Here is a 13650-nt window from a genome sequence, read left to right on the forward strand (position 1 = left end):
ATGCAACATTTCGGCGCCGCGCTCACTCCGCCAGCATGTAGCCGGAGCCACGAACTGTTTTAACGGCAGGACTGTCGCCTACCTTAGCGAGCTTGGTACGCAACCGGCTCACGTGTACATCGATCACATTGGTTCCCGGATCGAACCGGTAACCCCAGACCTCCTCGAAAATCATGGTCCGGGTCAGCACCTGCCCCGGGTGACGCAGCATGTACTCGAGAATGCGCAGCTCGGTAGGCAGCAGGTCGATCGTGGAGCGGTGGAACTGAGCCCGGCGCGAGATGAGGTCGAGCTCGAGGTCGCCCAGACTGAGCGAGGTCGCCGCCGGCGACGACTGCCCGCTGCGCCGCAGCAGGACCTCGATGCGCGCGGCCATCTCCTCGGGCGAAAACGGCTTGACCAGATAGTCGTCCCCGCCCGCGCGCAGGCCCCGCACGCGTTCGTCGAGATTCGACATGGCGCTCAGGATCAGCACCGGCGTGTTGATGCCCACGCTGCGCATGGTCGTGAGCACGGCGAGCCCGTCCACGTCGGGCAGCGCGCGGTCGAGGGTCACGACGTCGTACGGGCCGGTCATGATCTTGGCGAGGCCAAGACGGCCGGTGGTCGCCGTTTCCACCTCGTGCCCGAACGCGCAAAGAGATGTCTGGATCTCCTGCAATATCAGCTCGTCATCGTCTACAGAAAGTATCCGGGTCATGAGTCGCACATCTGGTAATGCGCAGCCGCGGCTGCTCAGGATCCTTGCGGCGCTGCAAGATAAACCGCCTCGCCGCCCTGTGATTCGGTGTGGCGCAATGATGCACGACAACACCTAACGCGCTATCGCCACCTGGATTAAGTGTTGTTAATCTTTGCGCCCGTCGATGAACGATTCGCGACAAAAGTAGTATCAACGCATTTCGCTCAACGAAAATGCAAAACTGAATTTCATTTTTCGAAAGTTCCGCCGGGGCGCGGCGTCTTCGGCTAGTTCACGCTCAGGCTACCCGGCGGCATCACGGGTCGATTGCCGATCTCGAGCAAACGGTGGGCGCTTGCCAGCGGAATCGCGAAACCCGCCCATCCGAACCCGCTATGCCGCAGGAAGAGCAGCACGCCCGCGAACGCCGGGTCGACGATCGTCTTCCAGCGCGGCTCGGTTTCGACGGGAAACTGCTGGTCGCGCGGCACCTGCGCCGGCACCGCCGGCAACAGCTCGGCCCGGGCCTGGCCGAGCGCCTCGATCAGTTCGCTGATCGAGGCCGGGTCGAGCAGCACCCGGCTATTGCCCAGCTTGAGCATGAGCGCATTCGCGCCGTACTCGTTGACGATTTCGAGCTCGACCCTGGATACGCTCGCGAAGCGAGGCTGCAGATCTAGCATGGCTTCGCTCCCTTGCGGTCCTTGCCCTCGATCGAGCGGACGGCCGCCCGCAGCTCGCCCAGCCAGCGCCTGCGCTGCCGATCGTCGAACGCGTGGCCGGTCCAGCCCAGGCCCTCGTGGCGAAAGAACACCACCGTTGCGTCGAAGAGGCGGGCCGGCTCGGCGTACCAGCACGGATCCAGCGCGACATGATAGCGGTGGCGCGGCTGCAGGCTGTCGGAGATCGGCGGTTTCATGGCGGACCGGTGCAGCGCCAGCTGCTCGATCAGCTCCTCGACGCCCTCCCCGTCCAGCATGGTCACGTCGTCGCCCACCGTGAGCCTGAGACCACGGCGCCCGCCTTCGTCGACCCGTTCTATCCGCAGAGGTTGTTGCATGAAAGATTCGCCTTCTGTGTGCCTGTCTGTTGGCAACAAGTTAGCGATTGGGCCTGCGCGGAACAATGTCTCGAACATTAAAACTCTTTTAGCCTCCCGTGCGGATTTGCCCGAAACCCCTGTGCAAGCGGCGTTGCGCAAGCGTCCTGCCCGCCATGGCGGCGCCGCGTTAACAAAGCTTAATCCTTAGTGCTATTGGTCTCCCGGTTAGCTCGACTAAGTTTGTCAATAGCGCAGCACCGAAAGCACCCACCCGGGCACTTCCGCTGCTTCGCCGCTCCGGCCTTTCCGGAGGGATTTCGCTCTACCGTCAGGAGGTTTCATCATGAAGCTCGCCGCTATCGCCGCCATTCTGGGGCTTGCCATGGCGCTCTCCAGCCCCGTCCACGCCGCCCGCTACCAGGTCTGCCACAAGGTCCTGCAGCACCACGACTGGGAAGAGCAGTGCGGTCCATGACGCCGGCTGGATTAAATAAATTTAACGTCACGGATACTTCAATTTTCCTTACACGGTCTAACATGAATCTTGCGTTTGGGTGACCGGCCAGTAAGGTGGCCAGAGCAAGCGTGACTAACCGGAGGCAATTATGAGGAATGCTACTCTTTTGGGCGCTGCAGCGATCGTACTGGGTCTGGGTTCGGCGTATGCGCCAGCAACGATGGCAGCACCGTTGACGGCACATGAATGCCAGTCCTATCCATTCGTGAAGTCCAATGGAGCCGTCACCCACAGGCAGCTGATGCGCGAATTGCGCGAGCTGGAGGCAGTCGGCTATGACCCGGCCCGGATCGACGTCTACTATCCCTCGGACATCGAAAAAGCCGAAAGACGTCTCCACGCCAAATACGAGCGCGATTGCACGGGCGGCGCGGCCGGCGCCCAGACGCCTGGGACTGCACAAGGCCTGTGAAGCCGGTTAGTCGAGCAGTGAATCGGGTAAATCGTAGTGCCCCGACCGCACGCCGCGCGAATTCCCGCGCGGCGTGTGTCGTGGCGTGCATCGTGGCGTAATTCGCACCGCCCTCATCCGCGCCACGCTTCGAGGAACCGCAGCCATGCGGTCGCGCCGGGATCGGCATGACCGGCGCTGCGTTCCTGCAGCCACCCCGCCCGCCCTTTCTTCGACTGCAGCGCCGCGGTTGCGCGCACCTGCTGCGCCGCCGTCGCGATCATCGCGTCGAGTTGCGCACGTTCGTCGCCGCTCGCCGTTTCGAGCGTGTCGAGACTCGGCACGAGCGCGTCGAGCACGGTCTTGTCGCCCGGCTGCGACTTGCCGCGCTCGGCAATACGCGCGGCCAGCGCCCTTCCTGCCGTCAATGCATCGGCCTTCCCGACATCGCGCCGGCCCGCCAGCGTCTTTGCCGCCGCCAGCATGCCGCCGCCCATGAGCGCGGCGAAGGTCGAGGGATTCGCGGTGGAGAACGCCTTGCCTATTGCCATCAGCACGTCGGAAACCGCGGCGTCCGCCGGCAGTTTCTCGATTGCCTCGGCCGCGGCCAGCGAACCCGCCTTGACGGTCACACCCAGATCGCCATCGCCGAGCGCCGCGTCGAGTTCGCGCAACTCCTCGGCGCACGCCGGCATCGCGCGCAATGTCCCGACGAGCCGGGCACGCAGTTCGTCCACGGTCAGGCTCATCGCGCGCGCCCGTCGTCGACGCGCCAACCCTCGCGCCAGAACGGCGAGCGCACCGGCGCATCGAGCAGCGTGTCGAGCTCTTCGTCGAGCTGCATCACGGTAATCGATGCGCCCGCCATTTCGAGGCTCGTCACATACTCGCCGACATACGCGCGCGCCACGCGCAGCCCCGCGGCGGCGACTTCGCGCGCCGCACGCCGGTAAAGCAGATACAGCTCTTCGAGCGGCGTGGCGCCGAGGCCATTGACGAGCAGCGCGACGCTCGAGCCGGCTTTCGCCTGCAGATCGCGCAGGATCTCGGTCGAGAGCCGCTCCGCAATCGTGTCCGCGCTCTCCAGCTTGCCGCGGTGCGTGCCGGGTTCGCCATGAATGCCGATGCCGATCTCCATCTCGCCTTCGGGCAGCGTGAACGTGGGCTTGCCGGCTGCCGGCAGGATCGTGGGCGACAGCCCCACCCCCATCGTGCGCGTGGCGCCGTTCGCCTTCGCCGCGATCCGCGCCACCTCGTCGAGCGTATCGCCGCGCTCGGCGGCGGCCCCCGCGCATTTGAAGCCGAACACCATGCCCGCCACGCCGCGCCGTTCGGACGCGCGCTCGGGCGGCGCGGACGCAACGTCGTCCGCCACGAGCACCGTGCGCGTTTCGATACCGTCCGCATCGGCGAGGTCGGCGGCGAGGTCGAAGTTGAACACGTCGCCGCCATAGTTGCCGTACAGATAGAGCACGCCGGCGCCGCCCTGCACCGCCTTCGTGGCTTCGTAGATCTGCTCGGAAGACGGGGAAGAGAACACGTTGCCGACGGCCACGCCGCTCGCCAGCCCCTTGCCGACGTAGCCGAGAAAACCGGGCAGGTGCCCCGACCCGCCGCCCGTCACGATGCCGACCTTGCCCGCGCGCGGCGAATCGGCGCGCACCAGCGCGCGGCGGTCGGCGGTCACGGGCTTGAGCCAGCCCGGATGGGCAAGCAGCAACGCATCGATCATTTCGTCGACGAAATGATCAGGATGATTGATGATCTTTTTCACGTCTCGCGTCTCCAGAATCGGCGGCAGGCACGCCGCCAGTCGGGGATGAAGCGGCGCGCGCCTAGCGCTTGCGCCGCTGGCTGAGCGCGTCGAGCAGCACGGCAGCGAGGATCACGCCGCCCTGGATGAACTGCGTCCAGAACGGATTGACGCCCAGCAGCGAGAGCCCGACGTTGATCACGCCGATCAGCACCACGCCGATAAACGTGCCGACAATCGAGCCGCGGCCGCCGGAGAGCGAGGTGCCGCCGATCACGATCCCGGCGATCACCTGCAGCTCCAGCCCGTTCGCCGCGGAGGGCAACGCGGAGTTGAGGCGCCCGGCCAGCACGATGCCGGCGATCGCGGCGGTCAGGCCGGCGAACGTATAGGTCAGGAAAATCACGCGATTCACGGGGATGCCGGCCAGCCGCGCCGCTTCCTTGTTACCGCCCACGGCAAACACCTGGTGGCCGAACGCGGTCTTGCGCAACAGCACGTGACCGCTCACGAACACCACCAGCATGACGAGCATCGGCATGGGCAGGCCCGCCAGAGTCTTCGCGCCGAACGAGGTGAACACGGAAGGGAAATCGAACTTCGTCTGCCCATCCGAGATGGCGAGCGTGAGACCGCGCCCCATCGCCATCATCGCGAGCGTGACGATGAACGGCACGAGGCGCAGCCACGCAATGGCGAAGCCGTTGAGCGCCCCCACCGCCGCGCCCGTGACGAGCGCAATGGCGAGACCCGCAATGCCGAGCCCGACCGCGCCGGGGCTCGCCCCCGCCATCACGGTGGCCGCCACCATGCCGGAAAGCGCGACGAGCGAGCCGACCGAAAGATCGATGCCCGAAGTAATGATCACGAACGTGCCGCCCACCGCCGCAATGCCGACCACCGACACCTGCACCATGACGCTCGTGAGCGTGCTCGTGGTGAGAAATTCGGGCGAGGCAACCGAAAGCGCGATGCAGATCAGCACGAGCGCCGCGATCAGCGGCCCGAGCCCGCTCCTCAACTGCCGCAGCACACGCTGCTGCAGGGTTTCCGAATCGTTCGCGGAAGCGGTGGTGGACGTCATGCTGCGACTCCGGTGGTGGCCCATTGAATGATCGTTTCCGAACTCGCGTCCTCGCGAGCCAGTTCGCCGACGATGCTGCCGCGATACATCACGAGCACGCGGTCGGACATGCCGAGCAGCTCGGGCAGTTCCGAGCTCACGAGCACGACGGCGGCGCCGGCGCGCGCCATCTCCACGATATCGGCATAGATCTCCGTCTTCGCGCCCACGTCGATGCCGCGCGTGGGCTCGTCGAGCAGGATCACGGCCGGCGACGTGGCGGTCGCGCGCCCGAGAATCACCTTCTGCTGGTTGCCGCCCGAGAGATTGCCCGTGGTTTGCAAAACCGACGGCGCTCGCACGCCAAAGCGCTCTGTCGCTTCGCGGGCGAGACGGCGCTTGCGCGCGGCGCTGACGAAGCCGCCGCGCACGAGCGCGCGCAGGCTGGAAAGCGCAATGTTTTCTTCGATGCTCGCGTCGAGCACGAGCCCTTCGAGCTTGCGGTCCTCGGCCGTGTAGACAATGCCTTCCCGCACGCCTTGCGCGGGCGAGTGCAGCGCAAGCTTGCGCCCGCGCAGCCACAGTTCGCCGCCGGTGAGCGGCAGCGCGCCGCACAGCGTCTTCAGGAGCTCCGTGCGTCCCGCCCCGGCAATCCCGCCTATCCCCACGATCTCGCCGGCGCGCACGCTGAAACTCGCGCCGCGCAGCACGGGCGCGCTCGCCACGTTGCGCGCTTCGAGCACGACGTCGCCATACGCCCGCGGCTGCCACGGATAGAACGAGTCGAGATTGCGGGCCACCATGGCCTGCACGAGCGCGGGCTCGGTCCATTCGGACATGGGCCGCGCGCCCACCGTCGCGCCGTCGCGCATCACCACCGCGGAATCGGCCAGCTCGAACACTTCTTCGAGGTGGTGCGAAATGAAGATGATGCCCATGCCGGCCGCGCGCAAACGGCGTACCACCGCATAGAGATTTTCGATGTCGTGGTGCTGCAGCGCGGCCGTGGGCTCGTCCATCACGAGAATGCGGGCGTCGCGCGCGAGCGCCTTCGCCACCTCCACGAGCTGGCGCTTGTTGAGCGGCAGATCGCCCACGCGCATCGAAGGAGACACGCCTTCCAGCCCCACCTGCGCCAGCGCCTCGCGCGCCGCGGCCTGCGCTTCGCGCTGCGCGAGAAAGCCATAGCGGGTGGGCATGCGGCCGAGGAAGAGATTCTCGGCCACCGTCATGTCGTTGACTAGCGAAAGCTCCTGATAGATCACGGCCACGCCCGCATCGATCGCGGCCTGGGTGCCGCGCGCGAGCGGGCGTCCGTCGATCTCGATCGTGCCCTCGTCGGGCTCGTAGGCGCCGGAAAGCGTCTTGATCAGCGAGGACTTGCCCGCGCCGTTCTCGCCCACTATCGCCATCACGTGGCCTGCGTGCAGCTCGAGACTCACGCCGCGCAGCGCCTTCACGCCGGGAAAGCTCTTGACGATGCCGCTCATGCGCAACAGCGGCGAGTGCACCGTGGTTGCATGCAATGCTGAACCTGGTTCGCGTTTCATCCGTTCATCCTGCCCGCCGGCGCACGCCGCTCGCGCGTGCGCCGGGCGTGTTGATCGAAGCGCGTTACTGCGAGACTTCGAGCGCCCACAAACCGTATTGCTTCACGCCGTCCGAATCGATGTTCGACTTGTCGATCAGATAGGTCGGCCACGCGTAATTCGCGGGCACGTCCTTCTTCGCTTCGTAGTCCGTGATGAAGCTCATCGCCTTCGCCGACATGCCGATCGGGTTCTGCGAGATCGTCGCATCCTGCTTGCCCGCCCGGATCGCCTGCAGCGCCTGGGCCGTGCCGTCCGCGCCGATGACCATGATGTGATCCGGATCGCCCAGCGGCTTGTAGCGGCCCGCATTGTCGATGGCCTTCTCGGCGCCCACCGTGTTGTCGTCGTTGGCGCCGAACACCGCATCGATCTTCGGATACTTCTGCAGGATACTCGTCATCGCGTTGAGCGACTTCTCCTGATCGAAGCCGCCTTCCTGACGCGCGACGACCTTGATGTCGGGATACTTCGCGATTTCCTGCGAAAAGCCTTTCTCGCGATCCGTCGCCGCGGTCGTGCCGACAAGGCCGATCAGATCGACCACGTTGCCCTTCGGCGAGCCATAGCGCTTCGTCAGCTGGTCGGCGATCCACTTCGCGCCGGTGGCGCCCAGCGCCACGTTGTCCGATGCGACGAACGACGTGACCTTGCCGCCGTCCGAGCCCCGGTCGAGCATGAAGACCGGCACGTTCATCGAATTCGCCTTCTCGACCGCCGGGATGATCGCCTTCGAATCGATCGGATTGAGCACGAGCGCGTTGACGCCCTGGCTCAGGAGGTTCATCGCGTCGTTGACCTGCTGCTGCGCGTCGCCGTTCGCGTTGGTCTGCACGAGGTCGAAGCCTTGCTGCTTCGCGCCCCGCTCCACGCCGTTCTTCAGGCCTACGAAGAATGCGTTGTTGAGCGTGGCGATCGAGAAACCGACCTTCAGCTTGCCGCCCGCGGGCGCCGCGGCGGCCGGGGTTTGCGCGCTTGCGGGTGCATTCGCCGCCGCCGCGCCGGACGAAGCATCGCTGGACGATGGCGACTCGCTCTTCGAGCAACCGCCCAGCACCGCCGCGAAGGCCAATACCACCGCGCCCAACGAGACGCCCATGCGCGCACGCGGCGCGGCCCCTCTGTCGAAACCTGCCGAACTCCACGCCATCACTGTCTCCTTGATCGAATACGTTAGTTGCCGTGTGTACCGCATTGCCGCGACTGCCCCGGGCGCGCGCTGCCCTGTTTCATTTGCGCGGTCCGTACCCCTTGAACTTTTCCACCACTTCCTCCATCTGCGCGTCCGAGAGCAGCGGCGGCTCGCCGAGCTGACACGCGAGCAGATACTGCTTCGCCAGCACCTCCACTTCGTTCGCGAGCCACAGCGCCCGCGCGAGATCGCGGCCGAGCGCAATGACGCCGTGATGCGCGAGCAGGCACGCGAGCCGGCCGCGCAGCGCTTCGAGCACGTGATCGGAGAGCGCCTGGCTGCCAAACGTCGCGTAGTTTGCACATCGAATCGAATTGCCGCCCGCCGCGGCCACCATGTAATGATGAGCGGGAATGCCTCGGCCATGAATCGCGAGCGCCGTCGCCGCATTCGAATGGGTATGGACCACGGCGCCCACTTCGGGCCGCGCCTGCAGGATGTCGCGATGAAAGCGCCATTCCGACGAGGGACGCTGCGTTTCGAAGAGCGGGTCGTCGTCGCGCACGTGAAGCGGCATCCAGACGATGCGCTCGCGCGCAAGCGCCGCGCAAGGCACGCCGCTCGGCGTGATCAGGAGTCCGTCACGCCAGCGCGCACTGACGTTGCCCGAGGTGCCCTGATTGATGCCAAGGCGCTCCATCTCGCTCGCGGTATCGACAATCTGCTGGCGCAGTTCGGCTTCGGCCCGCACTTCGCGTGCGCGTGCCGCGGCCTCGCCTGCGTGTTGCGGGGTGCCCGTTTCGCTCATGTCGCTCATGTCGCCCATGCCGGTCATGCCGCTTCCCCGGGCGCGAACAGCGCCGCCAGATTGGCCTCGAACGGCGCGCGCACGATACCCAGCTCCGTCACGATGCCGGTAACGAGCTCATGCGGCGTGACGTCGAAGGCGGGATTGCGCACCTTGATGCCCGCCGGCGCGGTTCGCTGCCCGCCGAACTGCGCCACTTCGTCGGCGCCGCGCTCCTCGATGACGATATCCGCGCCGCGCGCGGTGCGCAGGTCGAGCGTGGACGAAGGGCACGCCACATAGAACGGAATGCCGAAATGCTTTGCCGCGATCGCAACGCCTAGCGTGCCGATCTTGTTCGCGACGTCGCCGCTCGCGGCCACGCGGTCGGTGCCGACGATCACGAGATCGACGAGCCCCTGCGCCATCAGCGCGGGCGCCATGCTGTCCGTGATCAGGGTGACGTCGAGCCCCGCCTGCTGAAGCTCGTAGGCGGTGAGCCGCGCGCCTTGCAGGAGCGGCCGCGTTTCGTCGGCATAGACGCGAAACGCCACGCCGTCGCCATGCGCGCGATAGAGCGGCGCCGTCGCGGTGCCGATACCCGTTGTCGCGAGCGCGCCGGCGTTGCAATGCGTCAGCACACCGCTGCCCGCGGCGATCAGCTCGCGCCCCTGTTCGCCAATCCGCGCGCACAACTCGACATCCTCGCGGTGAATGCGCGCCGCCTCGGCCACGAGCGCTTCGTAAAGCTCCACCCCGGTCTGCGCACGAACACTGCGGATATGGGCGCGCATGCGGTCGAGCGCCCAGCGCAGATTCACGGCCGTGGGCCGCGCGCTGTCGAGATAGGCGGCGTGCTGTTCCAGCCGTGCGAGAAACGCCTCGCGCGAAGCGGACCGCTCGCGCTGCATCGCCACGCACAACCCGTAGGCAGCCGCCACGCCTATGGCCGGCGCGCCGCGCACGCGCAGTTCGTGAATCGCGCGCCACACCGCCTCCACGCTGGTGGCCGCCTCGACCACGCACTCGCGCGGCAAGCGCGTCTGGTCGAGCAACAAGAGGGTGTCGTCGCGCCACGCAATGGTGGGGGGAAGACTCGATTTCATCGGCTGCGAGGCCATGTATTCTCCGTCGATACCGCTATTCCGTATCATTTCCGCGCGTGCCATGGATCCCGCTTCATTGCGAGCCTCACTGCGCACTCAAACGTCGCCGTCCAGGGGCTGCGCGAGCACTTCGGCCGCGAGCGCCACCACGGCCTCGATCGAAGCCAGCTCGCGCCGCCGCACGAGCAGCGCTTCGGCAAGACGCAGGCAGCGCACTTCCACGAGCGCGCGCACCGCGTCGTCCTTGATGCTGGTGATTTCCGCAACTTTCGCCATGCCGACGATACGCCGGATCATCTTGCAGCCCGCAAAGCCCAGCGTATCCGCAAAGAGGCGCCGCATGAAGTCCTCGCGGAACGCGTCGGCCGCGCGCGTATCGGCGGGACCGCCGATGAAGGCGCGGCCCGCCTTGCGTTCGTGCATGCGCCACAGGCCCGCGAATTTCTCCGCGAAACCGTTCCAGACCTGATTGACCTGTTCGAGCAGCCAGCGCTGATAATCGCGCGGCTCGCGACCGCGCAGGCGATCGTGCCAGTCGCGCGCATAGTACGCCAGCAGCAGGTTCGCGATGAAAGCGCCCGTGTCGAAACCGAACGGCCCGTAGAACGCGAACTCGGGATCGATCACATAGGTCTCGCTCTCGTTCGCCATGATCGAGCCCGTGTGCAGATCGCCATGCACGAGCGTTTCCGCATGGTTCATGAAGGCCCATTTCATCTCGCCGGCCGCGCGGCGCAGCGGCTCGTGCGAGCGCAGCCGCGCGATCGCACTCGCGGGCAGCGCCGGGCTGTACACGTTCGACGGATCGTCTTCGAACGGGAACGTGAAAACGAGGTCCTCGGTAATCCGGCACAGCTCCGTGTTGATGTTGGCGCGCACGGCTTCCTTCTTCGCGCCGGGCGCGAGCGCCAGGTCGGAGCCGTGAAAGAGCGTGCTTGCGAGAAAAGTGGAGATATGGTCGGCGAGCCGTGGATACACGATCCCCTCGATCAGCCCCTGGCGCAGCACGCGATGCGAGGCGAGCCGCTGCATCACCATCAGGTACTTCTCGCTGTCGGCGTGATAGACGCTTGGCACGTGCTGCGGACACAGCGCCCCGAACGAGCGCAACGCCGCCACCTCGCGCTCCATGCGCTCGCGCGGCAGCGGCCAGGCTTCGCCCACGAGCCGCAGGAACGGCGGCGCCTGTTTGACGACGACGCTGTGCCGCGGGTCGCTCGCACTGCTGACGAAATACACGTAGTTCAGGTTGCCGTCGCCGACTTCCACGACCTCCAGGTCGCTGTCGCCACCCAGCCGCTCGCTGACGGCAGGAATGCCCCGCAGGTATGCGGTCAGTTCGGCAGCACTGAAAGCCTCGAATTGCATCGTTTTTCCTGTCCGGAAAGGGAGACGAAAATCCTTCTACCGCCGCTTGCGCACGAGATCGAACTTGAAGATGCTGGTGTTGTAGTAGTCGTTGCTATAGCAAACCGCGCGCCCCGTGTCGTCGAAATCCACTTCGTCGATCAGCAGGAACAGACCGAAGCTTTCCTGCAGTTCCGGCAGGTCGCGCGGCGTGAGTATCGTGGGCTGGATCGAACTGTGCGTATGCGAGAGCCGGATGCCGGCGCGCTCCAGCGTGCCGAAGAGCGACTCGCCCAGCTCGTGCTCGTCGAACACCGACTTCGGCACGATGTCGATGCAGTACGCCGCGATCGCGTCGTCCGCGCGACGCACGCGCTCCACCCGCATGCAGGCATCCCCCACCGCAATGCCGAGCTTCTGCGCGAGACTCTCGGAAGCGGCAATCGTCCTCACCTGCAAGCGGCTCGTGGACGGCACGGCGCCGACACTGTGGATCATGTCCGTCACGGACATCAGATCATCCAGGCCGCCCTGCAGCTTCAGCACGACCTGTCTGACGAAGGTGCCCTTGCCCTGCACGCGCGTGAGGACGCCATGCGAAATCATCTGCGCCACCGCCTCGCGCAGGCTCGAACGGCCGACGCCCAGCAGCTCGCACAGCTCGGTTTCCGTGGGGATCTGATCGCCAGGCTTGAGCGAGCGCTCGCGGATCATCGCCAGCAGCGAGTCCTGGATCCGCTCGCTCATCGATTGGTCGACGCTCAGACGCATGCTGTACTTTCGTAGCCCCGCTTTTAGCCCGCTTGTAGCCCGTTTATGGCCCGTTGGACTGAATGTACATCAGACGTCTGATGTCATCGATTCATGGTTTTCCCTCTCGTGCAGCGCAGCAGGCGCCGCGCGCCGCCCGGCGCCTGGATTCGCGGGCGACGCCCCGTCCTCACTCGTGGCCCTGCCGCATGAAGGGTGCGCCCACCGCCGCCACGAGCAGCAGCGCGGCCATGATGATGAGCCCGTTGCGCGTGCTGCCGGTCGTCTGCTCGATCACGCCCATCACCGAGGGGCCGAGGAAACCGCCCACGAGCCCGCAGGTATTGATGAGCGCGAGGCCGCCCGCCAGCGCCAGGCCGGAAAGACGCGACGCCGGGAACACGAACACGATCGACTGCACGACGAAGAACATGAGCGCGGTGAGCGAAAAACCGGTCAGCGCCAGCGCCGGGCCCGTAAAGGCCGCGATCAGGAGCCCCACGGCCATGACCACGAGACCGAGCAGCAGCAGGCGGCGCCCGCGTTGCGGCGTATCGGCGTACTTCGGCAGCCATGCGGCGCCCACGGCCGCCGCAATCCAGGGCAGCGAATTGAGCAGACCAATCTGCAGCGGCGTGAGCTTCCCGTAGGTGCCGATGATGCCGGGCAGGAAGAAGATCACCGTATAGATAGAGATCTGATGACAGAAGTAGATGAAGATCGCGAGCCACACCTGCGGGTCGCGCACCGCCGCGAAGGACGTATGCCCCGCACGCACCGCCGCGCCCGATGTCTCGCTGTCGAGCCGGCTGCGCACCTCTTCCGCCTGGGCGGGCGTGAGCCACGGCGCGGAGTCGGGCCCGTCCGGGAGCTTGCGCCAGACGACGAACGCCAGCGCCACGGCGGGCAGCCCTTCGGCGAGGAACATCCACTGCCAGCCCTTCAGGCCCAGCACGCCGTCCATCTCCAGCAGCGCGCCTCCCAGCGGGCCGCTCACGATGTTGGCAATGCACACGCCCAGCAGAAAATAGCCGACGGCCCGCGCGCGGTCCTCGCGCCCGAACCAGTAAGTCAGGTAAAGCATCACGCCGGGAAAGAGGCCGGCTTCGGCCGCGCCCAGCAGCACGCGCATGACGTAGAACGAAGTGGGGCCCTGCACGAACGCCATCGCCGCCGAAAGCACGCCCCACGTGATCATGATGCGCGCGATCCAGAAGCGCGCGCCGACGCGATGCATGATCAGATTGCTGGGAATTTCGAGCAGCGCGTACGAGAGGAAAAAGAGACCGGCGCCCAGCCCGTAAGCCGCGGCCGAGATATGGAGGTCGACGGCAAGGTGCGACTTGGCGAGCGCGATATTGGTGCGGTCGACGAAGCTGATCACGTAGGCGAGCACCAGCAGCGGCATCAGCCTGCGAAAGAGCAGTGAGGTCAACGAACGATCGGCGGAATCCGGAAGCGAAGCGTCGGAAACATGAGCGGTTGGCATGA

Annotated in this window: 15 protein-coding genes; 2 read left to right on the plus strand and 13 right to left on the minus strand. The window is 66.2% G+C overall.

The features are described from left to right. Positions 1 to 22 precede the first annotated feature (22 nt). The 3 genes from BAC01S_RS26980 to BAC01S_RS32770 form a co-directional block, all read right to left on the minus strand. Positions 23 to 700 carry a response regulator transcription factor gene (locus tag BAC01S_RS26980; protein WP_027797557.1) on the minus strand — a complete coding sequence of 226 codons (678 nt, stop codon included), beginning with the start codon at positions 698 to 700 and terminating at the stop codon, positions 23 to 25. Between the two features lie 269 nt (positions 701 to 969). Continuing rightward, the gene (locus tag BAC01S_RS32765) at positions 970 to 1365 is read right to left on the minus strand and encodes a hypothetical protein (RefSeq protein WP_084168896.1); all 396 of its coding nucleotides are present in this window, start codon (positions 1363 to 1365) and stop codon (positions 970 to 972) included. Continuing rightward, entirely contained in the window at positions 1359 to 1742 is a 384-nt protein-coding gene (locus BAC01S_RS32770) for a hypothetical protein (protein WP_156954553.1), read from the minus strand. Before BAC01S_RS32770 ends, BAC01S_RS32765 begins: the two co-directional genes overlap by 7 nt. A 325-nt stretch (positions 1743 to 2067) precedes the next feature. Between BAC01S_RS32770 and BAC01S_RS35845 the strand changes: the two genes are divergently transcribed. Together BAC01S_RS35845 and BAC01S_RS27000 are read left to right on the plus strand one after the other, a co-directional pair. After that, entirely contained in the window at positions 2068 to 2199 is a 132-nt protein-coding gene (locus BAC01S_RS35845; RefSeq protein ID WP_281175951.1) for a hypothetical protein, read from the plus strand. A gap of 130 nt (positions 2200 to 2329) precedes the next feature. Next, the gene (locus tag BAC01S_RS27000) at positions 2330 to 2653 is read left to right on the plus strand and encodes a DUF4148 domain-containing protein (protein ID WP_043203831.1); all 324 of its coding nucleotides are present in this window, start codon (positions 2330 to 2332) and stop codon (positions 2651 to 2653) included. A gap of 113 nt (positions 2654 to 2766) precedes the next feature. Here BAC01S_RS27000 and BAC01S_RS27005 read toward each other — a convergent pair whose 3' ends face one another. The 10 genes from BAC01S_RS27005 to BAC01S_RS27050 all read right to left on the minus strand — a co-directional run bounded on the left by BAC01S_RS27005 (position 2767) and on the right by BAC01S_RS27050 (position 13648). Further along, positions 2767 to 3381: a DAK2 domain-containing protein gene (locus tag BAC01S_RS27005; protein ID WP_027797560.1), complete on the minus strand. Its 615-nt coding sequence runs from the start codon at positions 3379 to 3381 to the stop codon at positions 2767 to 2769. Next, the gene (locus tag BAC01S_RS27010; protein ID WP_027797561.1) at positions 3378 to 4406 is read right to left on the minus strand and encodes a dihydroxyacetone kinase subunit DhaK; all 1029 of its coding nucleotides are present in this window, start codon (positions 4404 to 4406) and stop codon (positions 3378 to 3380) included. Before BAC01S_RS27010 ends, BAC01S_RS27005 begins: the two co-directional genes overlap by 4 nt. A gap of 61 nt (positions 4407 to 4467) precedes the next feature. Further along, complete coding sequence (locus tag BAC01S_RS27015; RefSeq protein ID WP_027797562.1) at positions 4468 to 5469, minus strand: ABC transporter permease; 1002 nt, start codon at positions 5467 to 5469, stop codon at positions 4468 to 4470. Next, positions 5466 to 6998 carry a sugar ABC transporter ATP-binding protein gene (locus BAC01S_RS27020; RefSeq protein ID WP_043203834.1) on the minus strand — a complete coding sequence of 511 codons (1533 nt, stop codon included), beginning with the start codon at positions 6996 to 6998 and terminating at the stop codon, positions 5466 to 5468. Before BAC01S_RS27020 ends, BAC01S_RS27015 begins: the two co-directional genes overlap by 4 nt. A gap of 64 nt (positions 6999 to 7062) precedes the next feature. Beyond that, positions 7063 to 8187, minus strand: a complete 1125-nt coding sequence (locus BAC01S_RS27025; RefSeq protein ID WP_027797564.1) for a sugar ABC transporter substrate-binding protein — start codon at positions 8185 to 8187, stop codon at positions 7063 to 7065. 79 nt (positions 8188 to 8266) lie between these two features. Next, positions 8267 to 8869: a class II aldolase/adducin family protein gene (locus tag BAC01S_RS27030; protein ID WP_245616702.1), complete on the minus strand. Its 603-nt coding sequence runs from the start codon at positions 8867 to 8869 to the stop codon at positions 8267 to 8269. Between the two features lie 131 nt (positions 8870 to 9000). Next, positions 9001 to 10077: an S-methyl-5-thioribose-1-phosphate isomerase gene (mtnA, locus tag BAC01S_RS27035; protein ID WP_027797566.1), complete on the minus strand. Its 1077-nt coding sequence runs from the start codon at positions 10075 to 10077 to the stop codon at positions 9001 to 9003. 81 nt (positions 10078 to 10158) lie between these two features. Continuing rightward, complete coding sequence (gene mtnK, locus BAC01S_RS27040) at positions 10159 to 11430, minus strand: S-methyl-5-thioribose kinase (RefSeq protein ID WP_027797567.1); 1272 nt, start codon at positions 11428 to 11430, stop codon at positions 10159 to 10161. Between the two features lie 36 nt (positions 11431 to 11466). Continuing rightward, positions 11467 to 12180, minus strand: coding sequence for a GntR family transcriptional regulator (locus tag BAC01S_RS27045; protein ID WP_027797568.1), 714 nt, complete (start codon positions 12178 to 12180; stop codon positions 11467 to 11469). A gap of 169 nt (positions 12181 to 12349) precedes the next feature. After that, positions 12350 to 13648, minus strand: coding sequence for an MFS transporter (locus BAC01S_RS27050; RefSeq protein WP_027797569.1), 1299 nt, complete (start codon positions 13646 to 13648; stop codon positions 12350 to 12352). Positions 13649 to 13650 lie beyond the last annotated feature (2 nt).

Origin of the sequence: Paraburkholderia acidipaludis NBRC 101816 (assembly GCF_000684975.1) — a bacterium.
Classification (GTDB): Bacteria; Pseudomonadota; Gammaproteobacteria; order Burkholderiales; family Burkholderiaceae; genus Paraburkholderia; species Paraburkholderia acidipaludis.